Source organism: Alsobacter sp. SYSU BS001988 (assembly GCF_054796215.1).
The window spans coordinates 585252-608511 of record NZ_JBTAMK010000001.1; the positions used below are offsets into that span (position 1 = coordinate 585252).

17 protein-coding genes are annotated in these 23260 nt (G+C 70.8%); 10 read left to right on the plus strand and 7 right to left on the minus strand.

Annotated elements, in window-relative coordinates:
- The first annotated feature begins 7 nt into the window (after positions 1-7).
- Positions 8-859, plus strand: coding sequence for a carbohydrate ABC transporter permease (locus ACYVO7_RS02595; protein WP_460448273.1), 852 nt, complete (start codon positions 8-10; stop codon positions 857-859).
- Positions 860-889: 30 nt separating this feature from the next.
- The gene (locus ACYVO7_RS02600; protein ID WP_460448274.1) at positions 890-1642 is read left to right on the plus strand and encodes an SDR family oxidoreductase; all 753 of its coding nucleotides are present in this window, start codon (positions 890-892) and stop codon (positions 1640-1642) included.
- 18 nt (positions 1643-1660) lie between these two features.
- Here ACYVO7_RS02600 and ACYVO7_RS02605 read toward each other — a convergent pair whose 3' ends face one another.
- On the minus strand, positions 1661-4969 hold the full coding sequence (locus ACYVO7_RS02605; protein WP_460448275.1) for a DEAD/DEAH box helicase: 3309 nt from the start codon (positions 4967-4969) through the stop codon (positions 1661-1663).
- Between the two features lie 209 nt (positions 4970-5178).
- Between ACYVO7_RS02605 and ACYVO7_RS02610 the strand changes: the two genes are divergently transcribed.
- The 4 genes from ACYVO7_RS02610 (at position 5179) to kduD (ending at position 7980) form a co-directional block, all read left to right on the plus strand.
- On the plus strand, positions 5179-5409 hold the full coding sequence (locus ACYVO7_RS02610) for a DUF1289 domain-containing protein (RefSeq protein ID WP_460448276.1): 231 nt from the start codon (positions 5179-5181) through the stop codon (positions 5407-5409).
- Positions 5410-5503: 94 nt separating this feature from the next.
- A complete protein-coding gene (locus ACYVO7_RS02615) occupies positions 5504-6307 on the plus strand; it encodes a polyphosphate kinase 2 family protein (protein WP_460448277.1) in 804 nt (267 codons plus the stop codon).
- Between the two features lie 66 nt (positions 6308-6373).
- Entirely contained in the window at positions 6374-7213 is an 840-nt protein-coding gene (gene kduI / locus ACYVO7_RS02620) for a 5-dehydro-4-deoxy-D-glucuronate isomerase (protein WP_460448278.1), read from the plus strand.
- Between the two features lie 8 nt (positions 7214-7221).
- A complete protein-coding gene (kduD, locus tag ACYVO7_RS02625; RefSeq protein WP_460448279.1) occupies positions 7222-7980 on the plus strand; it encodes a 2-dehydro-3-deoxy-D-gluconate 5-dehydrogenase KduD in 759 nt (252 codons plus the stop codon).
- Between the two features lie 45 nt (positions 7981-8025).
- On the opposite strand, the gene ACYVO7_RS02630 is transcribed toward kduD, so the two are convergent.
- Together ACYVO7_RS02630 and ACYVO7_RS02635 are read right to left on the minus strand one after the other, a co-directional pair.
- Positions 8026-9849 carry an ABC-F family ATP-binding cassette domain-containing protein gene (locus ACYVO7_RS02630; protein WP_460448280.1) on the minus strand — a complete coding sequence of 608 codons (1824 nt, stop codon included), beginning with the start codon at positions 9847-9849 and terminating at the stop codon, positions 8026-8028.
- 61 nt (positions 9850-9910) lie between these two features.
- Positions 9911-10873, minus strand: a complete 963-nt coding sequence (locus ACYVO7_RS02635; RefSeq protein ID WP_460448281.1) for a carbohydrate kinase family protein — start codon at positions 10871-10873, stop codon at positions 9911-9913.
- Between the two features lie 258 nt (positions 10874-11131).
- On the opposite strand from ACYVO7_RS02635, the gene ACYVO7_RS02640 reads away from it, so the two are divergent.
- A complete protein-coding gene (locus ACYVO7_RS02640; RefSeq protein WP_460448282.1) occupies positions 11132-13219 on the plus strand; it encodes a hypothetical protein in 2088 nt (695 codons plus the stop codon).
- A gap of 4 nt (positions 13220-13223) precedes the next feature.
- On the opposite strand, the gene ACYVO7_RS02645 is transcribed toward ACYVO7_RS02640, so the two are convergent.
- The gene (locus ACYVO7_RS02645; RefSeq protein ID WP_460448283.1) at positions 13224-14855 is read right to left on the minus strand and encodes an acyl-CoA dehydrogenase family protein; all 1632 of its coding nucleotides are present in this window, start codon (positions 14853-14855) and stop codon (positions 13224-13226) included.
- A gap of 129 nt (positions 14856-14984) precedes the next feature.
- Between ACYVO7_RS02645 and ACYVO7_RS02650 the strand changes: the two genes are divergently transcribed.
- Both ACYVO7_RS02650 and ACYVO7_RS02655 read left to right on the plus strand, forming a co-directional pair.
- Entirely contained in the window at positions 14985-16286 is a 1302-nt protein-coding gene (locus ACYVO7_RS02650) for a putative PEP-binding protein (RefSeq protein ID WP_460448284.1), read from the plus strand.
- 5 nt (positions 16287-16291) lie between these two features.
- A complete protein-coding gene (locus tag ACYVO7_RS02655) occupies positions 16292-16909 on the plus strand; it encodes a DNA-3-methyladenine glycosylase (RefSeq protein WP_460448285.1) in 618 nt (205 codons plus the stop codon).
- On the opposite strand, the gene ACYVO7_RS02660 is transcribed toward ACYVO7_RS02655, so the two are convergent.
- Together ACYVO7_RS02660 and ACYVO7_RS02665 are read right to left on the minus strand one after the other, a co-directional pair.
- On the minus strand, positions 16906-17142 hold the full coding sequence (locus ACYVO7_RS02660) for a BrnA antitoxin family protein (RefSeq protein WP_460448286.1): 237 nt from the start codon (positions 17140-17142) through the stop codon (positions 16906-16908). The two genes, ACYVO7_RS02655 and ACYVO7_RS02660, sit on opposite strands and share 4 nt — an antisense overlap.
- A 337-nt stretch (positions 17143-17479) precedes the next feature.
- Positions 17480-18574 (minus strand): ion channel, encoded by a 1095-nt coding sequence (locus ACYVO7_RS02665; RefSeq protein WP_460448287.1) that lies wholly within the window; start codon positions 18572-18574, stop codon positions 17480-17482.
- Positions 18575-18829: 255 nt separating this feature from the next.
- On the opposite strand from ACYVO7_RS02665, the gene ACYVO7_RS02670 reads away from it, so the two are divergent.
- Positions 18830-20659: a PAS domain S-box protein gene (locus tag ACYVO7_RS02670; RefSeq protein WP_460448288.1), complete on the plus strand. Its 1830-nt coding sequence runs from the start codon at positions 18830-18832 to the stop codon at positions 20657-20659.
- Between the two features lie 355 nt (positions 20660-21014).
- On the opposite strand, the gene ACYVO7_RS02675 is transcribed toward ACYVO7_RS02670, so the two are convergent.
- A complete protein-coding gene (locus tag ACYVO7_RS02675; RefSeq protein WP_460448289.1) occupies positions 21015-22811 on the minus strand; it encodes a PAS domain-containing protein in 1797 nt (598 codons plus the stop codon).
- Positions 22812-23260 lie beyond the last annotated feature (449 nt).

Below are 23260 nucleotides of genomic sequence, written 5' to 3' on the forward strand. Positions count from 1 at the left end.
TGCGCCCGTGAACAAGTCCCTCCTCCGCTCGGCCGGCACGGAAGCCAAGCTGCTGCTGATCGGCATCCCGGTGCTGATCTGGACGATGCTGCCGATCTACCACCTGTGCCTGTTCGCCTTCTCGGACAAGCAGTCGGCCTTCTCGGGCGCGCTGTGGCCGAAGAACCCGACCTTGCGCAATTTCGAGGTGGTCTTCGGGCAGAAGCACTACTTCCTGCACCTGTTCTGGCAGCAGCTGTTCAACTCGGTGTTCATCGCGCTCGCCACCGGCGCGCTGACGCTGTTCATCGCCACCTTCGCGGCCTTCTCGATCTCGCGCCTGAAGGTGAAGGGCGGCCGGACCGTGCTGAACATGGCGCTGTTCACCTATTTCATCCCCGCCGCCTTCCTGGCCGTGCCGATGTACCGCACGATGGGGCTCTACGGCCTGCTGAACAGCCAGTGGGCGCTCATCCTGGCCATGGTGACCATCGCGTCGCCCTACGCGATCTGGGTGCTGAAGCAGGCCTCCGACAAGCTGCCGGCCGAGCTCGACGAAGCCGCCATCATGGACGGCGCGACCCCGATGCAGCTGTTCCGGCTCGTCTACATTCCGCTGATGCTGCCGTCGCTGGTGGCGGTCGGCACCTATGCGGTGCTGCTGGCCTGGAACGAGTATCTCTACGCGTTCCTGCTGCTCTCCAAAGACACCAGCATCACGCTGCCGGTCGCGCTCGGCAACTTCCTGGCGGCGGACGATTCGCCCTGGGAGCTGTTGATGACCACGGGCCTGATCTACGCCATGCCGCCGGCCGCGATGTACTACGCCTTCAAGAAATACATGGTGGGCGGCCTGACGGCCGGCGCCGTGAAGAGCTGAGCGACCGCGAGACGACAGATCGGATCCAGCATGACAACACGACCGCTCCTTCTCGTGACCGGCGGCGGCCGGGGCATCGGCGCCGCCGTGTGCCGCCTCGCCGCCGCCGCCGGCTATGACGTCGCCGTCAACTATGCGGGCAACCGGGCCGCGGCGGACGCCACGGCCGAGGCGTGCCGGGCCGCCGGCGCAAGGGCGGACGTGTTCCAGGGCGACATGGCGGCGGACGCCGACATCGCGCGCGTGTTCCGCGAGGTCGACGAGCGCATGGGCCGCATCGACGCGCTGGTGAACAATGCGGGGATCACCGGCCAGGCGAGCCGCCTCGACGACGCAGACCCGGCCGAGATCCGGCGCGTGATCGACGTCAACGTCACCGGCGCGATGCTGGTCGCCCGCGAGGCCGTGCGCCGGATGGCGCCGCGCCACGGCGGGCGCGGCGGCGCCATCGTCAACCTGTCGTCAGCCGCGGTGTGGTTGGGCTCGCCCGACACCTTCGTCTGGTATGCGGCCTCCAAGGCCGCCATCGACAGCTTCACGCTCGGCCTGGGCAAGGAGCTCGGCCCCGACGGCATTCGGGTGAACGCCGTCGCGCCCGGCCTGATCGAGACGGAGATCCACGACTCCGCCGGCCTGACGGGACGCCTCGACAAGCTGGCCTCGACCGTGCCGATGCGCCGCGCCGGAACGGCCGAGGAGGTCGCCAAGGTGATCCTGTTCCTCCTCTCCGAGGAGGCCTCCTACGTGACCGGCGCCGTCTACAACGTCACCGGCGGGCGCTGAACCGGGGGACCGCGAGCCTCAGGCGTTGGCGGACTGCACGTCGGCCAGACGCTCCAGCAGCTTGCGGGCGTGGGCCCTTTCCGCGGCGCGGTCCGGCGAGGGCTTGGCCCAGACCAGCCGCCCGTCCTTCCAGGCGAGGCCCGCCGCGCCCGCGCGCTCGACGAAACCCGCCAGCCAAGGCGGGGGATCCTGTCCGTCGCCGCGGAAGGTGGCCGCGACGGCGTTCGGGCCGACGTCGAGCCGAGCCACGTCCAGGGCGCGGCAGCTCATCGCGATGCTGGCGCGGTCGATCAGCTGGACCACCGGCTCCGGGGGCTCGCCGAAGCGGTCCTCGATCTCCTCGGCCAGTTGCTCGATCTCCAGCGCCGAGCGCGCCCGGGCGAAGCGCACATAGAGCTCCAGCCGCACATCGGCCTCAGGGATGTAGGAGGCCGGGATGACGCCCGCCTCCGCCATGCGCAGCTCGGGCGTCCAGTCCTCCGGGACGGACTCGCCGCGGGCCGCCGCGATGGCGCGCTCCAGCATGTCCTGGTAGAGCGCCGGACCGATCAGCTTCATGTGTCCGCTCTGGTCCTCGCCGAGCAGGTCGCCCGCGCCGCGCTGGTCGAGGTCGCGGGCGCTGATGGCGAAGCCGGCGCCCAGCCGGTCCAGGGCGGCGAGCGTCTCCAGCCGCTTGCGCGCGGCCGCGCTCAGCGCGGCGGCCGGGTCCGCGGCGAGGATGAAGACGCCGCGGCGGCGGCCCCTCCCCACCCGGCCGCGCAGCTGGTGGAGTTGGGCCAGGCCGAAGCGGTCCGGCCGCCAGACCACCATGGTGTTGGCGTTGGGGATGTCGAGGCCGCTCTCGACGATGTTGGTGGCGAGAAGCACGTCCCCGTCGCCGTCCGCGAAGCGGATCAGGGCGTCGTCGATGTCGGCGGGCTTCATGCGGCCATGCGCGACGAGGAGCTTCGCCTCCGGCCAGAGCGCGGCGAGTCGCGCGCGCATCGGCTCGATGTCCTCCACCCGCGGGCAGACCACGAAGCTCTGCCCGCCTCGGCGGCGCTCCCGCAGCAGGGCGTCGCGGACCAGCACGTCGTCGAAGGGCTGGATCACCGCCCGCACCGGCACGCGCGCCGCGGGAGGGGTCGCGATGACGCTGAGGGAGCGAAGCCCCGCCATGGCGGCCTGCAGGGTGCGCGGAATGGGGGTGGCGGTGAGCGTCATCACATGGGCGTCGACCCCGAGCGCGGCCAGCGCCTGCTTGTGGCGCGCGCCGAAGCGTTGCTCCTCGTCGATGATGAGGAGGCCTAGATCGGCGAAGCGGACATCCTTGGCGGCCAGCGCGTGGGTGCCGATCGCGATGCGGATCGAGCCGTCCGCCAGCCCCGCCTTGACCGCCCTGGCGTCGGCGGCGGACACGAAGCGCGACAGCGCCGCCACCTCCACCCCCAGGCCGGCGAAGCGTTTGCGGAAAGTGTCGTAATGCTGGCGCGCCAGGACGGTGGTGGGGGCCGCGACCGCCACCTGCTTGCCCGCCAGGGCGGCGGCGGCCGCCGCCCGCAACGCCACCTCGGTCTTGCCGAAACCGACGTCGCCGCAGACCAGCCGGTCCATGGGCTTGCCGGAGGCGAGGTCCGCCAGGGCGTCCGCGATGGCGCGGGACTGGTCGGGCGTCTCGCCGAACGGAAACCGGGCCGCGAAGCGCTCATAAGCGGCCTGCGGCGGCGCGAGAACGGCCGCCGTCCGGCCGTCGCGCTCGCGCGCCAGCCGGGCCAGGCGCTCGGCCGCGTCGGCGATCTCGGCCTCGATCTCGGCCCGGCGCTTCTCCCAGGCCGAGCCGCCGAGCCTGTCGAGCGTGACGGTGTCGGGCTCCGAGCCGTACCGCCAGAGCCGGTCCGCCTCGTCGGCGGGGACCATCAGCACCTCGTCGCCGGCGAAGCGCAGACGGATGGTCTCGGTCGCGCCGGCGTCCGGCGTCTCGACGGTCTCGACGTCCTCCAGCACGGCGAGGCCGTGATCGCGGTGAACCACCACGTCGCCGCAGCGCAGGTCAGGTCCGGCCAGCACCGACGCGGCCGCGCTCGCCTGCGCGCCGGCCCTGGCGCGGCTGCCGAAGACGTCGCCGGCCGCCAGCGCCGTCACGCCCTCGGGCGCGCGGAAACCGGCGTCGATGGGCAGCAGCAGCGTAACTAGCGAGCCAGGCTGCGCGGCGCGGACATCGGCCCAGCTCTCGGCCGCGACCGCACCCGCGTCGAGGGCCTGCTCGGCCAGGCGCCGAAGGCGCCGCAGCCAGGGGCGCGTCGGGGCGGCGAGGACGATCGTGCGGCCCGCGTCGCGCTCCTTGCGGAGGAAGCGGCCCGCGCTCTCGGCGGGCAGCCGCTGGGTGGCGAAGGATGCGACGGCGGAGTCGCCCTGCGCCGGGCTCTCCGTCATCGCGCCGGGGCGGCTCGCGAGGGCGTCCCAGTCGGCCTCTCCCAGATAGAGCGAAGCTCCGCCCCTGGCCTGGCCGTCGGCGACCAGCTCGAGGAAGCGCCGGGCCTGGCGGTCGGCGTCGCCTGACAGCGCCAGCGCGGCGGCGCCGAAGAGGTCTGCGGGCGCGGCGAGGTCGGCATGCGCCGTCACGACCCGCTCGGCCATCGAGGCGCGGGCGGCGGCGGGGCCGGCCCCGACCTCGGTCGCCTGGTCCGGGCGTTGGAAGTCCTCGGTGGCGGGAACGATCGTCACCGCCTGCAGGGCGTCGAGGGTGCGCTGGGACACGGCGTCGAAACGGCGGATCTCCAGGATGCGCCCGTCCTCGTGGTCCAGCCGCACCGGCGCGTCCGCGTCGGCGGGAAAGATGTCGATCACGCCGCCGCGCACGCCCATCTCGCCGGGCTCGTCGATCCGTTCGTCCAGCCAGTACCCCCGCCCGGCGAGCTCGCCCGTCAGGGCCTGCGGGTCGATGGCCTCGCCTGTCCGGAGGGTCAGCCGCGCGCCGCTCCAGGCCGCGGGGGGCGGCGTCCTTTGCAGAAGCGCGTCGGCCGACGTGACGATCAGGGGATGGTCCATGCCCTCGGCGATCCGCGCCATCGCGGCGGCGCGGCGTCCCATGACTCCGGCCGACGGAGGCGCGAGGTCGAAGGGGAGGCTGTCCCAGGCGGGCCAGTGCAGGACCGGGCGTTCCGGCGCGAGCCGGGCGGCGAGCGCCGCGATTTCCTCCGCCCGCCGCTCGCCGCCGGCGACGTAGACCAGGCCGCCGGGCCGCCGGGCGGCCTCGTCCAGCAGCGCCAAAGCCAGGGCGGCGGGGTGTTGCGGCGCTGCGAAGGCGTCGTCATTCGCCGCCCCGACGGGGATCTCGGCGGCGCTCATGCGCGGCGGCTCGGGCGGGAGGTCGTCAACGAGGAGAAGCGCATCGAAAGTATCCGGCGGCGGGCGACGGCCCGCCAAGGCAGCCTCAACGGAGTAGAGCCGCCCGAGGTTGCCGAACTCCGGCCCGGGCGGTCGATTTTGTCGCGCCCGGAGCGCCGGGCGACGGGATCGCGGTTCCCTTCAGGCCGTTTCCTGCTTAGGAGTGCGTCATGGAGATCACCGAGAGCCCCTGCGTCCAGGTCTGCGTCATCGATCCCGCCGCGGCGCTCTGCGTGGGATGCGGGCGCACGATCGATGAGATCTCGCGCTGGGCCGCGATGTCGGCGGCAGAACGCCGCTCGGTCATGGACGAGCTCCCGGCCCGCATCGCCGCCGCCGACCTGCCCGCCCCTCCGACCCCCGTCCGCACCGGCCGTCGCAGGCTGCGCCAGCGCGGCTGACCTTCGGCAAGGTCCGATCACGCGGACCGGGCCTTGCCGCCCGGTCGGGCGTGTCCACAATGACAGCTGACATCCCGTCCTTCAGGAGAGCGCCTTGGCCAATTCGTTTCAGGTGAAGCCCGGCAAAAAGGCGAAGCTCGCCGACAGGGACCCGGCCGATACGTCGTCGTTCAAGAGCGAGGAGCACGCCAGGACCAAGCTGGCGGAGGACATCGTGGCGATCGACAAGCTGCAGGACCGGCTCTACGCCGAAGGCCGGCGCTCGCTACTGGTGGTCCTGCAGGGCATGGACACCGCCGGAAAGGACGGGACCATCCGGGGCGTCTTCAACCAGACGGGGCCGCTGGGCGTCACCGTGACGGCGTTCCGCCAGCCGAGCGAGGAGGAGCGCGCCCACGACTTCCTGTGGCGGGCCCACCTCGCCGCACCCCGGCGCGGCACGATCGGGATCTTCAACCGCTCGCATTACGAGGACGTGCTGGTGGTCAAGGTGCGCAAGATCGCGCCCGGCAAGGAGATCGACAAGCGCTACGACCAGATCAACGCCTTCGAGAACATCCTGACGCAGAACGGGACCACGATCCTGAAATTCATGCTGCACATCTCCAAGAAGGAGCAGCGGGAACGCCTGCAGGAGCGCCTGGACGATCCCGAGAAGCACTGGAAGTTCAACCCGGGCGACCTCGACGACCGCAAGCTCTGGGACGACTACCAGGACGCCTACGAGACCATGCTGGAGCGCTGCTCGACCGACGACGCGCCCTGGCGGGTCATTCCGGCGGATCACAAATGGGCGCGCAACGCCGCGATCGCCGGCGTCGTGCGCGAGACCCTCGAGGCGATGGACCCGCAATATCCGAAGGTGACGTGGGACCCGAAGAGCTTCACGGTCGAATAGACCGGCCGGCCTGGGCCGGCGCGAGCGTCCGGCCCCACCCATTCCGTTGAGTTGAACGAGGATCCGATGAGCGAGATCGATGTGCGCCAGGCCAGCCATCCGGAGGCGGTGCGCTACTACGACACCGAGGAGCTGCGCCGCCACTTCCTGGTGGAGAGCGTGTTCGTCCCGGGCGAGATCGCCCTCACCTACAGCCATGTCGACCGCTTCGTCCTGGGCGGGGCCATGCCGACCGGCGCCGCGCTGCGGCTGGAGACCTCCAAGCCGATCGGGCAGAAGACCTTCCTGGCCAGGCGCGAGCTGGCTGCGATCAATATCGGCGGGCCGGGCCGCGTCACCGTCGACGGGCGCGCCTTCGACCTCGACCCGCGCGACTCGCTTTATGTGGGCATGGGAGCCGCGGAGGTCGCGTTCGAGAGCCTCGACCCGGCCGCGCCGGCCAAGTTCTACCTGCTGAGCGCGCCCGCGCACGCCACCCATCCGACCCGCAAGATCGCCCTGTCGGAGGCCCGCATGGTGCCGCTCGGGTCCGAAGCCTCGGCCAACAAGCGGGTCATCCACCAGATCATCCACCCCGACGTGTTGCCTACCTGCCAGCTCGTGGCCGGCATGACGCTGTTCTCGCCGGGCAGCGTCTGGAACACCATGCCCTGCCACACGCATGACCGGCGCTCCGAGGCCTATCTCTATTTCGACGTCCCGCAGGACCAGCGCGTCTTCCACATGATGGGCGAGCCCGACGAGACCCGCCATCTCGTGGTGGCGAACGAGCAGGCCATCCTGTCGCCCGGCTGGTCGATCCATGCCGGCGTCGGCACCGCCAGCTACGGCTTCATCTGGGCCATGGCGGGCGACAACCAGGACTTCACCGACATGGACATGGTCTCCATGTCCGACCTGCGCTGAGGTCCGCCATGCCGAACGCCTTCGACCTCTCCGGCCAGACCGCCATCGTCACGGGAGCGAACACCGGCCTCGGCCAGGGCATCGCGGTCGCGCTGGCCCGCGCCGGCGCGGCGATCGCGGCGGTCGGGCGCTCCTCCATGGAGGAGACGCGCAGCCTCGTGGAGGAGAGCGGCGCGGCCTTCCTGGAGATCACGGCCGACCTCGGCTCGCTGGAGCCGATCGAGCGGATCGTGGCGGAGACCCTGGCGTGGCGCGGCCGCATCGACGCGCTGGTGAACAACGCCGGGATCATCCGGCGGGCCGACGCGATCGACTTCACCGAGCAGGACTGGGACGACGTCATGAACGTCAACCTGAAGTCCGCCTTCTTCCTGTCGCAGGCCGTCGCCCGTCACATGCTGTCGCGCGACGGCGGCGGGCGCATCGTCAACATCGCCTCGCTGCTGTCCTTCCAGGGCGGCATCCGGATCCCGTCCTACACGGCGTCGAAGAGCGGGCTCGCCGGCCTGACCCGGCTGCTCGCCTGCGAGTGGGCCGGCAAGGGCGTCAATGTGAACGCCATCGCGCCGGGCTACTTCGTCACCAACAACACCGAGGCGTTGCGCAACGACCCGGACCGCAGCGGGCAGATCCTCGCCCGCATCCCCGCCGGGCGCTGGGGCGAGCCGGACGATATCGGCGGGGCGGCCGTCTTCCTGTGCTCGCCTGCGGCGGCCTATGTGCACGGGATCGTGCTGCCCGTGGACGGCGGCTGGCTGGCGCGGTGACGCCGCGCCCGGGCCGCGCAGGGTCGCGTCCCGCAAATCGAGGCGTCAGCCTTCGAGTTCTTCCCGCATCATCTCGAGGCGCAGCCACTCCTCCTCGGCGTGGGAGAGATCGCCCTGCGCCTTGGCCAGGGCGGCCGAGAGGCGGGCGAAGCCGGCCGGGTCGCGCGCATAGAGCGTGGGATCCACCATCGCGGCCTGCAGGCGCGCGATCTCGGCGCTCAGCGTCTCCATGGTGCGGGGCAGCGTCTCCAGCGCGTGCTTGTCCTTGAAGGTGAGCTTGCGGCGGGAGGGCTCGGGCGCCGGGCCGGCCACTGGCTTGTCCGCGCGCGCCTTGCCGGTCTCGGGCCTGGGCGCCGGCGTCGGCTTGGCGGTGACACCCTGGCCGCGCTGGGCCACCATGTCCGAATAGCCGCCGGCGTATTCCTGCCAACGGCCCTGCCCTTCCGAGACGATCACGGAGGTGACGACGCGGTCGAGGAAGTCGCGGTCGTGGCTGACGAGCAGCACCGTGCCCGGATAGTCCGCCAGCATCTCCTGCAGCAGGTCCAGCGTCTCCAGGTCGAGGTCGTTGGTGGGCTCGTCCAGCACCAGCAGGTTGGAGGGCTGCGCCAGCGCCCGGGCCAGGGTGAGGCGTCCCCGCTCTCCGCCTGACAGGACGCCCACGGGCGTGCGCGCCTGCTCGGGAGTGAAGAGGAAGTCCTTCATGTAGCTGACGACGTGCTTGGACTGCCCGCCGATGGTGAGCGTGTCGCCGCGTCCGCCCGTCAGCGTCTCCGCCAGCCCCAGGGCAGGATCGAGGCTGTCGCGGCCCTGCTCCAGGGTCATCATCTGCAGGTTGGCGCCGAGGCGGATCGCGCCCGAGTCGGGCGCCAGCGCGCCGGTGAGCAGTTTCAGCAGCGTCGTCTTGCCCGCGCCATTGGGCCCGATGAGCCCGACGCGGTCGCCGCGCAGGATGCGGATCGAGAAATCCTCGACGATGATCTCGTCGCCATAGGACTTTGAGACGCGGCGCGCCTCGACGACGAGCTTGCCCGAGACGTCGCCCTCGCTGACCGTGAGCCGCACCGCGCCGGCGGCCTTGCGCCGGTCGGTGCGCTCCTGACGCAAGGCGCCGAGCTCGGCCATGCGGCGGACATTGCGCTTGCGGCGCGCGGTGACGCCGTAGCGCACCCAGTGCTCCTCGGCGACGATGCGCCGGTCGAGCTTGTGGGCCTCCTGCTCCTCCTGCTCGAGCGTCTCGTCGCGCCACGCCTCGAAGAAGGCGAAGCCGCGGTCCATGCGGCGGGTCCGTCCCCGGTCCAGCCAGACGGTGGCGCGCGACAGGGTCTCCAGGAAGCGCCGGTCGTGGCTGATCAGGACGAGCGCGGAGCGCATGCGTCGGATCTCGGCCTCCAGCCACTCGATGGCCGGCAGGTCGAGATGGTTGGTCGGCTCGTCGAGCAACAGGATGTCGGGCTCGGGCGCGAGCACCCGGGCCAGGGCGGCGCGCCGGGCCTCGCCGCCCGACAGCCTGGAAGGATCCTCCTCGCCAGTCAGGCCCAGCTCCTCCAGCAGATAGCGGGCCCGGTAGGGATCGTCGCTGGGGCCGAGCCCGGCCTCCACATAGGCCAGCGTGGTGGCGAAGCCGGCGAGATCCGGCTCCTGCGGCAGGTAGCGCACAGTCGCGCCCGGCTGCACGAAGACGCTGCCCCTATCGGGCTCGACCTGCCCGGCCGCGATCCTCAGCAGCGTGGACTTGCCCGAGCCGTTGCGCCCCACGAGGCACAGCCGCTCGCCGGGCGACACGGAGAGTTCCGCGTTCTCGATCAGCGGCGTGCCGCCGAAGGTGAGGGCGATGTCCTGCAGGAGGAGAAGAGGGGGAGCGGCCATTGGGGGCGGTGTCGCAGATCGCTCCGGCCCGCGCAAGCGCCGCCGGCCCGCCTGGGCCGGATCAGCCGCTGGGCGCGGGCTGGCGGCGCATCAGCGCCTCCACCTCGGCCCGCCGCGGCAGGTCCGCGCCCCGCCTCGAGCAGGTGATGGCGGAGGCCGCGACGGCTTCGTCCAGGACGGCGGCGATCTCGTCATCGCCGAGCTCGCGCAGCGCCCCGCGCTCGAGGCGGCCGGCGCGCGCCAGCCAGGCCAGCAGAGCGGCGTGGAACGTGTCGCCCGCCCCCACCGTGTCGACCACCGGCACCACGCGGCCGGGCCGGTCGACGACCGCGCCGCTGCGGGCGAAGGCGACGGCGCCGTCCGGCCCGCGCGTGAACACCACCAGCGCCGGGCCGCGGGCCAGCCAGTTGCGCGCGACGGCGGCGATGTCGGCGCCCTCGCCATAGAGCGGTCCGAGATCCTCGGTGCTGGCCTTCACGATGTCCGCGCCGGCCACGAAGCGCTCGAAACGCGGACGCCACGCGGCGACGTCCCCGACGACGCGCGGGCGCAGGTTGGGATCGAGCGAGACGACGAGGCGCCCGCGCTCCCGCTCCAGCATGGCCTCGATGGCGGTGGCGACGGGCTCGACCGCCAGGGCGTAGGATCCGATCGCAATCGCGGCGGCGGCGGGGGGCAGCTCGGGCAGGTCCGAGGGGTCCAGCGCCCGGTCGGCGCCGTCTTCGCCGTAGAAGGCGTAGCCCGGATGGCCCTCCGCGTCGGTCGCGACGACGCTCAGCGTCGTCCGGTTGGCCACCCGACGCACGAGGCTGACGTCGACGCCGTCGCGAGCGATCGAGTCCAGCAGGAAAGACCCAAGGGCGTCGCGCGACACCCCGCCCCAATAGGCCGCCGGGCATTCCAGCCGGGCGAGCCCGAGCGCGACATTGTAGGGCGATCCCCCGGCCACGGCTTCAGCGCCGAGCGCGCCGCCGTCCTGCCGGATGAACACGTCAATCAAGGCTTCGCCGCATACGACAATCATGCCGGCTTCATTCCTGCTGGGCGGGCGACGGGCCGCACCATACTGGAATCGCGGCCTCGCGCCAGCGTCCAGACGGGCCCGGCCCATGGCGCCGATCCATCGTAACCTCCGGGTAACGTAAACGAATCGTCAATGCCTGACGGGCACAATCATAGGATGCGAAACGAAGCATTCGCGGGTCGGTCGCGACCCGTCCGGTCCGCTCCGGCCCGTTCCGGCCCTCCCCGCGCGCGGGCTCTCTGGCTCGCGGCGGCCGGGATGGCGCTGGGCGCCATGGCGGGCGGCCTCGCCTGGCGCCTGCAGGGCGACCTGCAGGTCGCGTCGGCGACGCTGCAGATCACCGGCGCGGGTGCATCCGCCGACCCGTCGCTGGCGGAAAGCCACATGCGGCTGGCCGCCTCGGCGGCGGTGCTGTCGCGCGTCGTCGCGCAGGAGAATCTCGCGACGGACGCTGAATTCATGCCGGCGCCGCTCGGCTCCCTCGACGGCGTCCTGGCCGCGGCCGGGCTGATCAGCCCGGCCGGCGAGGCCCGCGCCGCCGCCGCCGTGCGCGGACTGTCGGAGCGTCTGTCCCTCGCCCGGGACGGCGCGCCCGACCTGATCCAGCTCTCCGTGAGGGCGTCGACGCCCGAAAAGGCCGCCCTGCTGGCGAACGCCGTCGCCGGCGCGTCCATCTCCGAGCGCCTGGAAGCGCGATCGGAGGCGAACCGCCTTGCGGCCCAGCGGGACGCGACCCGCCTCGCCGCCCTGCAGACGCGGCTCTACGAAACCGAGACGAAGCTGATCGCGGTCCGGCAGCAAGGCGGTCTCGCGGCCGATCCGAAGGCGGATCTGGCGCAGGCGAAGGCCCGCGTGGCCGAGGCCAGGCAACGCCACGAGCAGGCGCAGCGCGCCGCCGCCGGACAGGGCGCGGAGGCCGGCTCGGACGCGGTCCGCACGCCCGCCATGGATCGCCTGCAGGCGCGCCTCGCCGAGGCGACCCGCGTGGAGGCCGGCTACCGCCAGACGCTCGGGCCGCGCCACCCGTTGATGGTGGACGCCCAGCAGCAACTCCGCGACGCCCGCCGGGCGCTTGCGGACGAGGTGAAACGCGCCGTCGAGGCGTCGCGGGCGGAGCTTCAGGCCGCCGAGGCCGCCGAGGCCGCCGCCGCCGGCCGGGCGAGTTCGGCCTCCGCGTCGACCGACGCCGGTACCGCCAAGCTGCGCGCCCTCGAGACCGAGGCGGAGACCACCCGCGCGGCTTACGAGAAGTTGCTGCGCGCCCGGGCCGGGGCCGACGAACAGGAGGCTCCCGCGGGCGTCCGGCTGCTCGCGCCCGCGTCGCCGGCGACCGCTGTCCCGGCCGCGGCGCTCGCGGCGTTCCTGGCCGCGGGCGCCGGGATCGGGGCGCTGCTCGGCGCCGGCGCCGGCCTGCTCCGCGCGCGGCGGCGCAGGGCCGAGCGACGCGAGGACGCGGCGGATCTCGCCGAAGCTCCCCTGCAGGATCAGGTCCAGGATCTCGCCACGAGCGGAGCGGCACCCAAGCTCGGCGACGCGCTTCCGGCTCCCGCCTATGCGGTGACGGTGACGGCCGACAGGGACGCCCGCCCGCTCGGCGGCGCGCCGGCCGTTCAGCCGAACGCGGATCCGCCCGACGCGTTCGACGCCTGGTCCATGCAGCACGAGTCGGCCGAGGCTGCGGATCTCTCCGCCGAACGCTTGGCGGACGCAGGCCCGGCCGAGGCGCCCAGCCTGACCGAGGCGCGCGATCGGCCGGAGGGCGCCTATGCGCAGGCCGTCGCCGCGATGGCGGAGGCCGTGCTGGCGGAATCGCGCGCGGAGGGCCGGGAGGGCGGCGCGCCCTATACGGTGCTGGTCACGTCGCTGGCCCCGCAGGCGGGCAAGTCGACCCTGGCGGCCAATTTGGCCCGCGCGCTGGCGAGGGACTGGCGACGCATCCTTCTGGTCGACGCCCATCGGCGAAACCCGACGCTGTCGCTCGCCTTCGGGCTGGGCGGCCAGCCGGGCCTCCTGCGGATCGGCGGCCGCGACCGCCCGGTGCACGCGCTGGACGGCGACTGGGCCCAGGGCGTGTTCTTCCTGCCCGTGGACACGGCCCGGAACGGCCGTCCCGCGAGGCTCCCGGAGAGCGCGCGCCGCCGGTTCGACGGCGTCGTCGGGGAGTTCGACATCGTCATCATCGACGGCCCGCCGGCCGGCACGGAAGCGACCGACGCCGCCCTGGCGGCCAGCGCCGACCGCGTCCTGCTGGTGAGCCCGCCGGACCAACAGGCCGACCCGGCGTGGGCCTCCGCGCTGCTCGCCGTGCCGCGCGAAAAGGTGCGGGAGCTGCCGATGGCGGCGTGACCCGTCAGGCCTCCGGCAGCACGCGGGCCAGCAGCGCGTCCGCGTGGTCCGGCGGGCCCGAGGCGCCCCATGTCGAGGCGGCGAACTCCGTCCCGGCCCGCAGCCGCGCCGCATAGGCGTCCGCGACGTCGGGGTCTCCCTCGGTCAAAGCCGCCAGCGCGGCCAGGCGGGCGATGGCCTCCGTGATGCGCCGCGCGCGACGCTCGGCGTCGGGCGCGCGAAGGTCGGACACGATGGCCTCGACCATGCGGGGCCCGGCCTCGCCGGCCTGCCGCCCCAGGGCTTCGAGGACGGCGGCGACCGCGTCCGGCGAACGGGCGGCGGCGCGCAGGACGTCGAGCGCCATGACGTTCCCGGATCCCTCCCAGATCGCGTTCACCGGCGCCTCCCGATAGGCGCGGGCGAGCGGGAACTCCTCCACATAGCCGTTGCCGCCCAGGCACTCCATGGCCTCCTGGAGAAGGTCCGGCGCCTGCTTGCAGATCAGGTATTTGGCGGCCGGAATCGCCAGCCTGGCCAAAGCGGCCTCGGCCGGGTCCGTCGGCGCCGCGTCCAGCGCGCGGGCGAGCCGCAGGGCCAGCGCCGTGGCGGCCTCGACCTCGAGCGCCATGTCGGCCAGCACCGTCCGCATCAGCGGCTGGTCGACGAGGCGACGCTGGAAGGCGGTGCGGTGGCGGGCGTGATGGACGGCGTGCGCCAGCCCCATGCGCATCAGACCCGCGGAGGCCACCGCGCAGTCCAGCCGGGTGAGCTGCACCATGCCGATGATGGTGCGGACGCCCTGCCCCTCGTCGCCGACGCGCTCGGCGTAGGCCATCTCGAACACCGCCTCGGAGGAGGCGTTCGAGCGGTTGCCGAGCTTGTCTTTCAGGCGCTGCAGGCGCAGGCCGTTCACCCGCCCGTCGGGCTCGAAGCGCGGGACGAGAAAGCAGGTCAGCCCTCCCGGCGCCTGCGCCAGGGCGAGGAATGCGTCGCACATCGGCGCCGACATGAACCATTTCTGGCCGCTGACGCGGTAGTGATCCCCCGCCGGGAGCGCAGCCGTGACGTTGGCGCGGACGTCCGTCCCGCCCTGGCGCTCGGTCATGCCCATCCCGAGCGTGACGGCGTCCTTCTCCCACCACGGCCGCAGCGCGCCGTCATAGGTCCTGCCCACGATCCTGGGCAGCCATCGCGCCAGCGCCTCCGGCGCGGCCGACAGCGCGGCGACGCTGGCGTGCGTCATCGTCAGCGGGCACAGATGCCCAGCCTCGGCCTGGCACGCCATGTAGAAGCGCGCCGCGCGGTGAGCCTGGCCGCTGGCCGCGGGGCGCCCGTGGCCCGGCGTCGACGCCGCCGCGTCCCACCCCGAGGCGTGCAGCCCCGCGGTCATGCTGCGGGCCATCAGGTCATGATAGGCCGGATGGAACTCCACGACGTCGAGGCGCTCGCCCCGCGGGTCCACGGTGCGCAGCCGAGGCGGATTCTCGTTCGCCTGCCGCCCCATGTCGGCGACTTCGCCCGACCCCCAGGCGGCCCCGAAGGCCGTCAGCTCGGCGACCTGGCGAGGCGGGGTCCCGGCCCTCGCCACGGCGTCGCGGAGCGGCCGGTCCGCCTCGAAGAGGTTCACGTCCCGAAACGGCGGCGACTGGTTCATGCAGGCCTCCCGCCGCATGCTCCCACACAAGGGCGCGCGTGTCAGGAGCGGGTCCGGACAAAGCCAAGGCCCAGTCTGGCGCCGCGTCAGAGGGGTCTATATAATGCGGACGTGCCCGGATGCAGCGCTTTGCCTAAGCCGATCGATGGGGAGCGTGTTCTCGCCGGGCTTTCGGCGTGCCCCGGCTTCGGGACGGGCGGACTCTACGTCGTCCGCGGCGAGGAGCCCGACGGCGAGCTCAACCCCGCCCAGGTCCGCCCGGATGTCGCATCCGCGCCGGTCGGGGCGGTGATCGCCAGCGAGGACCTGACTCCCGCCGAGATGCTGCGCCTCGACGGGGCGAGCCCCGCCGCGATCGTGCTCTCCCGCGGCTCCGCCACCGGACATGTCGCCGTGATGGCGCACGAGCGGGACGTGCCGTTGCTGGTCGGCCTCGGGATCGACTTCGGCGCCCTGGACCTGACGGGCGGTGCCGAGGCGCTGGTGGACGCGGTGGCGGGCGAGCTCACCCTGCTGCCCACGGAGGCCCGACGAGCCGCCTTCGCGCAGAAGCGCGCGGTCTGGACCGCGGACCGCGCCCGCGACGAGCTCGCTTCGCCCAGGCCCGCCGCCACGGCGGACGGCACGCCGATCGTGGTGACGCTGGCGGTCGACGACCTGAGCCAGCTGCGCTCGCTGAACCCGGCTCACGCCGACGGCGTCGGACTGATGCGCACCGAGATGCTGTTCATGAACCGCAGCGCGATCCCGGGGGAGGAGGGCCAGCTCGCCCTCTACCGCGTCCTGCTGCAATGGGCCGGCGGACGGCCCGTCTGCCTGAGGACCGTCGATCCCGGCGCCGGCAAGTCGCTTCCCGGGATGGAGGCCTCGCCCCTGCGCGGCGTCGCCTTCTCGCTCTCCCATCCCGACCTTTTCCGGATCCAGCTGCGCGCCATGCTGCGCGCCGCCGCTGACGGCGACCTGTCGATCATGCTCCCGATGGTCGAGCGGCCCGAGCAGCTCCTTCAGGTCCGCGCCGCCATCGCCGGCTGCGTCGACGAGCTTCGCCGCGAGGGCCGGCCGTTCGGGACCCCGCCCCTGGTCATGATGGTGGAGACGCCGGGAGCGGCGGAGAGCATCGCCGAATTCGATGCGGACGCCTTTTCGATCGGCCTCGGAGACCTTACGGCCCTGACGCTCGGGCGCGCCCGCGACGCCGACGCTGGCGTCGGAGCGGACGCCCCGCCCGCCGTGCGCGAACTGGTGCGGCGCGTCCTGGAGCACGCGTCGCGCACGCGCCGGCCCTGCCGGCTCTGCGGCGTCGCCGCGGCGGACACGGCGCTGCTGCCTGGCTGGCTCGACCTCGGCGCGCGCGAGTTCTGCGTGGCGGGCGCCGAACTGGGGCGCGTGAAGTCGGCCCTGGCCGCCATCGACCTTCGGTCGCGCGCCTGACGCGCATGCTGACGCCCGATTTCTACGCCCGGAACCCGGTCGCGGTGGCGCAGGACCTCGTGGGCGCGACCCTGCTGGTCGACGGCGTGGGCGGCCCGATCGTGGAGACCGAGGCCTACGCCCACGACGATCCGGCGTCGCACAGCTTCCGGGGGCCGACGGCGCGCAACGGCGCGATGTTCGGGCCGCCGGGACGGGCCTATGTGTATCGCAGCTACGGGATGCACTGGTGCTTCAACATCGTCTGCGGCGACGCCTCCTCCGCCGGAGCCGTGCTGGTGCGGGCGCTGGAGCCGACGCACGGGGTCGACGCGATGCGCCAGAGGCGCGGCCTCGGCGAAACGCGCCTGCTCTGCGCCGGGCCGGGGCGCTTGTGCCAGGCTTTGGGCATCACCCGGGATCATGACGGATGGCCGCTGGAGCGCCCGCCTTTCCGCCTGGAGCCGCGCTCCCGATCGGCCCCCGTGTTGGCCGGACCCCGCATTGGCATCAGCAAGGGCGTCGACGCGCCCTGGCGGTTCGTCCTGGCCGGATCGCGGCATCTGAGCCGTCCGGCGCCCAGGCCCGTCGACGCGTCCGGCGGCGGCGACGGCGCATCGTCGCCTCCTGAGCGGGGCCGCTAGAGTCCGACCGCCTTGCGCAGCGCCGCGTTGATGCGGTCCTGCCAACCCGGCCCATCGGCCTGGAACTTCTCCAGCACCTCCTGGTCGAGGCGCAGCGAGACGACCTCCTTCGCCCCGGGGATCGCCGGCGGGGCCTTGGGGGCGGGCTCGACGGGCCTGGTGGTGGCGGCCTTGAAGGCGGCTTCCGCAGCCTGCTTCGGGCTGCCCATGCCGGTACGGGTCGGTCTGATCATGGAACTCTCGCTTGGCGTGATGGGGCTCGATCCGCGCCGTCGCTCACGATGCGGCTCCACCCTTCGACGAAGGTGAGATCGGGCCGCAGGACAACGGGGATTGGCGCACCGGGCACAGTTCGAACGTGGGATCTTTGCCTTCGAATGGCAAATGTCATTCCACTCGCTCGTCCGGCGGCGTTCACCGGAATATATATTTTCTAAAGGCTTATCCGTAAACTGTCCAGCCTTGTCCGGCAGCCGTGCGCCGCGTCCTCGCAACCCTGAGTGCGCCTTCCTTCCGCGGCGGACGTTCGTGCCGACCTTGCCCCCGAATAGCACTTGGACCGGGCGAGTCTCATAATTCAGGAGCCACTGTCTTCACGACGGGACTGCGCCGGTCGATCTCTGAAATCGGGTATCCAAGCGTTGGAGCGACCCGCCGGACGAGCGGCTCCCAGTCACGGCGAAGGGCCACATATCGCTCCATGCCGTCGACCTGCACGTGTATTCCGGCGCGCGCCAGGATTTCGACCGCGGCGAGGTAGCTTTGGCTGTCTCGCCCGGCTTCCACGGCGTCTTCCGCCGAACCGCCGTGCGTCGGGAAGTTCCGGTCCAGCGTCCGCAAGAGCAGCAAGGCTCCCAAGCGCAGGGACGCGACCGCCGCGGAGTCAACGAATGTCGCATAGCGTTCTCTGGCGAGCGCCGCCTCGATCAGAGTCGTCAGATCGAGAAGCACGAAGGTGAACCGCGACACCCCGTAGAGCGGCTCTTCGAAGCGGAAATAGAACAGCAAGGGGTAGAAGTGGTGCGCCTCTTTCGTGGCCGCGAGCGAACGGGCGAGGTTGCCGAGCTCGCTCGCCGCATTGCTGCAATCTCCGGTGGGCATCAGCTTCACGAGCATCGTGGCCGCATCGCCAGTGCAACCGGTCATGAGGTCGATCGTGAGGGCCAGCGCGTTCCGTTCGCGGAGCCCGGAATAGACTTGGACGAGGTAGCTGAGAACAAGCGACAGCACCGACGCTCCGATGAGGGAATTCAAGAGGAAGAGCAATCGCGTGCCTGTCGTATGCGGGGCGTAGTCGCCGCCGCCGACGATCGACAGGCTGTTGCCGGCGACTAGAAGCGCCGTGACAAAGTCGGTCGGGGTTTCGCCGCTCGACGGGCGGATCGCAGCGCCCAGTTCGGGGCGGATCACCAGAGCGGCCCCAACCGTCAATCCCAGGGCCCAGAACCCGATGAGTGAAACGACGACGAGCGGGGCCGCCAGCGAAAGGACCAGTCCATAGCGCCTGCCGGACAGTCTGGCGGCGCGGTGAAGCAGAGCCCAGACCGCTCGGTTCCAGCGCGGCGCAAGCAAGCCCGTACCCGCCCGGGCGTAAAGCACGGTCAGAAAGATGTCCGCAAGGAACAGCAGCCCCAGTGCAGCCCCGCCGATCTGCTCAAGTTTCATCGAGCTTCACCTTCGACGCCCTTACAGGCCGCACGATCGGGCAGCGTGACGCGCGGCGGATGACCGTCGCCCCGCCGCATCGCCCCGTTTGGAATGTCGCTTCTCGTACGAGGCGAGTCGGTTCGGCGGCGCCCGGATGGTCCCTACGGAACTTCCCTAGGCAGCGGCGGTTTGCGATCGTTAGCGGACAGGAGCCAAGCCTGCCCCATGCCGGAACAGCCTTCACCAGCGCCCATTGGGGAGGACGGCGGCCAAATGTCTGGCGTCGATGGCGCGCGCGCCCGCCGGGTCCACTTTCTCGAGGCGAACCTCTCCTCCATTTCTGACTACGTCTACGCTTTCGATCGGCAGGGCCGTTTCGTTTACGCCAATCCCGCCATGCTGGTGCTTTTCGGGCTTTCCTCAGGTGAGATGTTGGGCAAGACCTTTGCTGACCTGGCCTATCCGGCGGATCTTGCGACAGTCCTGAACAGTCAGATCGACCGCATCTTCGACCAGGGCGTCACAGTCGAGGACGAGGTCTTTTTCTGCAGTCCGACGGGACACAAGGCCTATTTCGACTACCGGTGGGGACCGGTCCGGGCCCCGGATGGCACAATCGAACTGGTGGTCGGCGTCTCACGCGACACGAGCGAGCGGCACGCGGTCGAGGAGGCGTTGCGGGAGAGCGAAGCGCGTCTGCGCGCCGCCGCCGAGCTGGTTGGGCTTGGGATCTACTCGTGGAACCCCGCGACCGACGCCCTGCAGTGGGACGAACGGATGCGTGCGATGTGGGGGCTTCCGCCGGATGCGGAAATCGACATCGGCGTGTTCGAGGCAGGAATCCATCCCGATGACCTGGCTCGCGTGAAAAGCGCGATTGCAGCATGCATCGATCCGGCGGGTGACGGGACCTACAACATTGAATATCGGGTGCTTGGGCGCGAGGACGGGATCACACGCCATATCGCCACCGCGGGAAGAACGACTTTCGCGCGTGGGCGCGCAACCGGCTTCATCGGGGCCGCGACCGATGTGACGGGACGGCGAACCGCCGAAGCGGCGATTCGGGCGAGCGAAGCGCAATTCCGCAGCTTTGCGGCACACAGCAGCAACCTGATCTGGATCGGCGATCCGGTCGCGGGCGTGATCCTCTACCGAAGCGCGGCCTACGAGGCGATCTGGGGGGCGCCGCTCGGGGAGGCGGCCATAAGCCTGGCAGAGTGGATGAAAGACGTTCACCCTGATGACCGCCGAGTGGTCGAACGCGCTCTCGACAGTGTCGTGGCCGGTGAAGTCGCCCGGTTCGAATACAGAATCATCCGACCTGCCGACGGAGCCGTTCGAAGGCTGCGCGAAACGTGTTTTCCCATCCCGGACGATGAAGCCGCCATCAAGCGAATAGGCGGAATTACGGAGGACCTGACACGGTCGGACGTTCTCCAGCTTTATATCGTCAGCACCTCGCCCACGCAGGCCCGCAAGTTGGCGCGGCTCGCTCGGGCGCTGGGTCACCGCGTGCGGACCTTTCCCAGCGCATCCAGCTTCCTGGACGTGGCCGCCGTGTTGGCGCATGGCTGCGTCCTCGTCGACCTGCGCAAGGCGCGGGACCAGGGACTCTCGGTCATGCGCGAACTGAAGGCGCGATCGATACGGCTGCCGACCTTGGCGCTTGACGCTCCCGGAGCGGACGCCGCCGCCGCGGTCGCGGCTATGAAGGCCGGCGCCGCCGATTTCCTCGTCGCACTGGACGATGAATCGCTTTTCGCATCGCTCGCGAGCGCCATTGGAGAGTGCCATGGGGCGATGCGGCCTCCTTCGCGAGATGAAACGGCGAGCGCCCAAGTGGCCAGATTGACGACGCGCGAGCGCGAGGTGCTGGTCGGCTTGTTGGAGGGCGGGACGAACAAAATCATCGGTCAGAAGCTTGGGATCAGCCCCCGCACCGTTGAACTGCACCGCGCCCAGGTGATGAATCGCCTCAACGCGAGCAGCCTGACCGAGCTGCTTCAGATCGCCTTGGCTGCCGGCATCACGCCCTCCGCCCCGGGCGCCGGCGAGCGTCAGAAGGCGTCCTCAAGGAAATCGGCCGCATCCGTCTGCTGAGGCCAGCCCGGCCGGGACCGCGCCCGGCGAGCGATGCAGAGGCTGTCCCGTGCCGGCGTCATCCCGCCCAGGCCGTCTGGCGCAGCCGGGCGGCTCGCTGGCGGGGCGCGCCGGCGTGGCGGCGCGGGATCCGCCCTCGTGGATGCGGAAAGTCGCCGAAATCGCGTATAACCGCTCGATCTGGGCGACAGCGAGGCGGCCGAGGCGGCGCCCTGCTCCGCCAGGGCGGCGTTCTGCTGCGATTGCCCGCAGTTGGCTTGGCTTCAACGGAGCATTACGATTTCTGTTGCTCTGAAACGCTCAGCCGGACCGGATAAGCTCGCGCTCTTTCCCTCGTTGCGGCTTCGCGGCTCAGTCATGCGAGCTTCACACCACCTTTGCCATCGGCCGTGGCCAGGAACTCGACGCCTGCCGACTCGAAGGTTGATCGAAGCCTGGCGATGTTCCCGAACTCTCGGTTTTCGGGCACCCCATCGGCATCTTCGATTCGCCGGATCGTGGAGACTGAAACCTTGGAAGCCACAGCGAGTTGGCGGACCGACCAGTTCAATAGACCGCGTGAGGCGCGCACCTGCGCTCCGCTGATGAGCTGCTGAGTGCAAACCGCAGACGCCTTAACGTCGCCCGGGTCGGCCGAAGACGTTCGCGGAAGTTGCTGGCAAACGCCGATCCATTGTCGAATGACGCCGTCAGGCTCGACGACGGGGGCCGCCCTCGAGTTGACCCAAACGTAATCCCCTTTGGTGGTGCGCAGTCGGTACTGAACTGCTTCGATCCGTTTGGAGAACGCCTGACATTGCAGGGCCTCTCGGGTGCCTTCCCGGTCCGCCGGGTGGACAGCCTTGAGCCAGCCCCAGCCGTTCATCTCCTGTGAGCTTTGCCCTGTAAACGCGCCCCACTCCGGACTGGGCGTAAGTTTTCCGTCCGTGCTCGCCGTCCAAACAAGGTCCCCGGCGATCGCCGCGAGGGCGCGATAGCGCGATTCGACGTCGGAGAGCCTTTCAGTGAGCTGGGCGTCTCTGCGTTCCGCTTCCTTCTGCGCCGTAATGTCGAAGGTGATGCCGACCACCCGGTCCGGCCCATTCTTGACGTTGCGCAAGAGCTTGCCTCGGCCCCGGACCCAACGGGCTGGCCGCTCCCTATCGTTCAGCCGGTACTCGACGTCATAGGGAACACCCGTCTCCTCTGTGCGTGCGAGGGCGGCGAGCACACGATCGACGTCGTCTGGATGCACCCAGTTCCTGACCTCGTCGACGGGGCCAGATCCTGCTCCCAGGATCGAAAAGGCGTTGTCCGAACGCTGAACCCGGCGCGAGGCCAGGTCATAGTCCCACGCCACCATGCGAGCCGCCTCAAGGGCCAGCCCGCGGCGCTCCGCATCGAGTTGAAGCAGCTCTTCGGACAGGTAGCGTTGATTGACGTCCTCAATGGCCCCAATCCACTCGCGAATGCTCCCGTCGCGATTTTTCAGAGGCAGCATCTTCGAGAGGCACCACCGATACTCGCCGGAATGGTGGCGGACCCGGAAGCTCGACGTCGTGCTCGATCCGAGTTGCAGCGCCTCGAAATAGATCCCGGTCACCCAGCTCACGTCATCCCGGTGGACCGCGGACAGCCAGCCATGATTCTGGGATTCCTCAGGGCTTTGCCCCGTGAACTCGGACCAGAACCTGCACTCGAGTTGCTGGCCATCGGGCGTCGCGCGCCATTCCCCGATGGAATTCAGGCTGACGAGAGCGCGATAGCGCTCTTCGCGCGCGGACAGCTCACTCTGGGCTTGCCGAATGTGGCTGATATCGAAAAGTGTGCCCGCCGCCCATTCTGGATGTCCCGAGCGGCCCTTGAACACCTCGCCCTTGTTGGCGACCCACCTTGGCTCACCATCCCGATGGACGATCCGAAACTCCATGTCGAGGCCTTCGCCGAAGTCTCTGGCCGCAATCGTCCTTGCGGCGACGAACTCGCGATCCTCGGGGTGCAGCATGTCCATGAAGGTCGAGTAGGTTGGCGCGACCTCCCCGGGATCGAACCCGAGAAGTCGGAAAAGGCCGTCAGACCAAGTCACCGACCCCGTCGCGAAGTCCCACTCCCAGCTACCGACGAGCGGAACCGCCGGATGCGCGTCGGCATCGGTCTCGTGGAATGAAGCCATTGAGCGTGTAACCCCCGCGACGACGCAAGACACGGCTGGTGGGGTAAATCGATTGTACGATCAAGCACCATGAACTTGCGTTTCTGGCGCTCCGGCCAACGCTTGGATCGTGGACGAAATCTGTTCAGCTTGCGAACGGCCCCGCGAGACGAATTTCGCTCACCAGCAGCGTTGACGGTCCTCGTAGGGAGCGATGGACCTGTTCCGACCGGGTCGCCTCGCTCAGATCGGGCCTCTTCCGCTGGCTTCGATCATCTCGTCATGGCTGAACGAGGCGTGCGCCGTCACGTCGGATTCCCGAATTCCGGGCCCGTCTGCTCTCGACGCAGGACTTGAAGACCTCGGCCCGCAGCAGAGCGCGCGGCTCCACAACGCCGGGGGACGCCGCAATCGTACAGTCCTGCGCCGCATAGGGACTGGCGAGCTTGGTTGCGCGTAGTCCAGAGCGG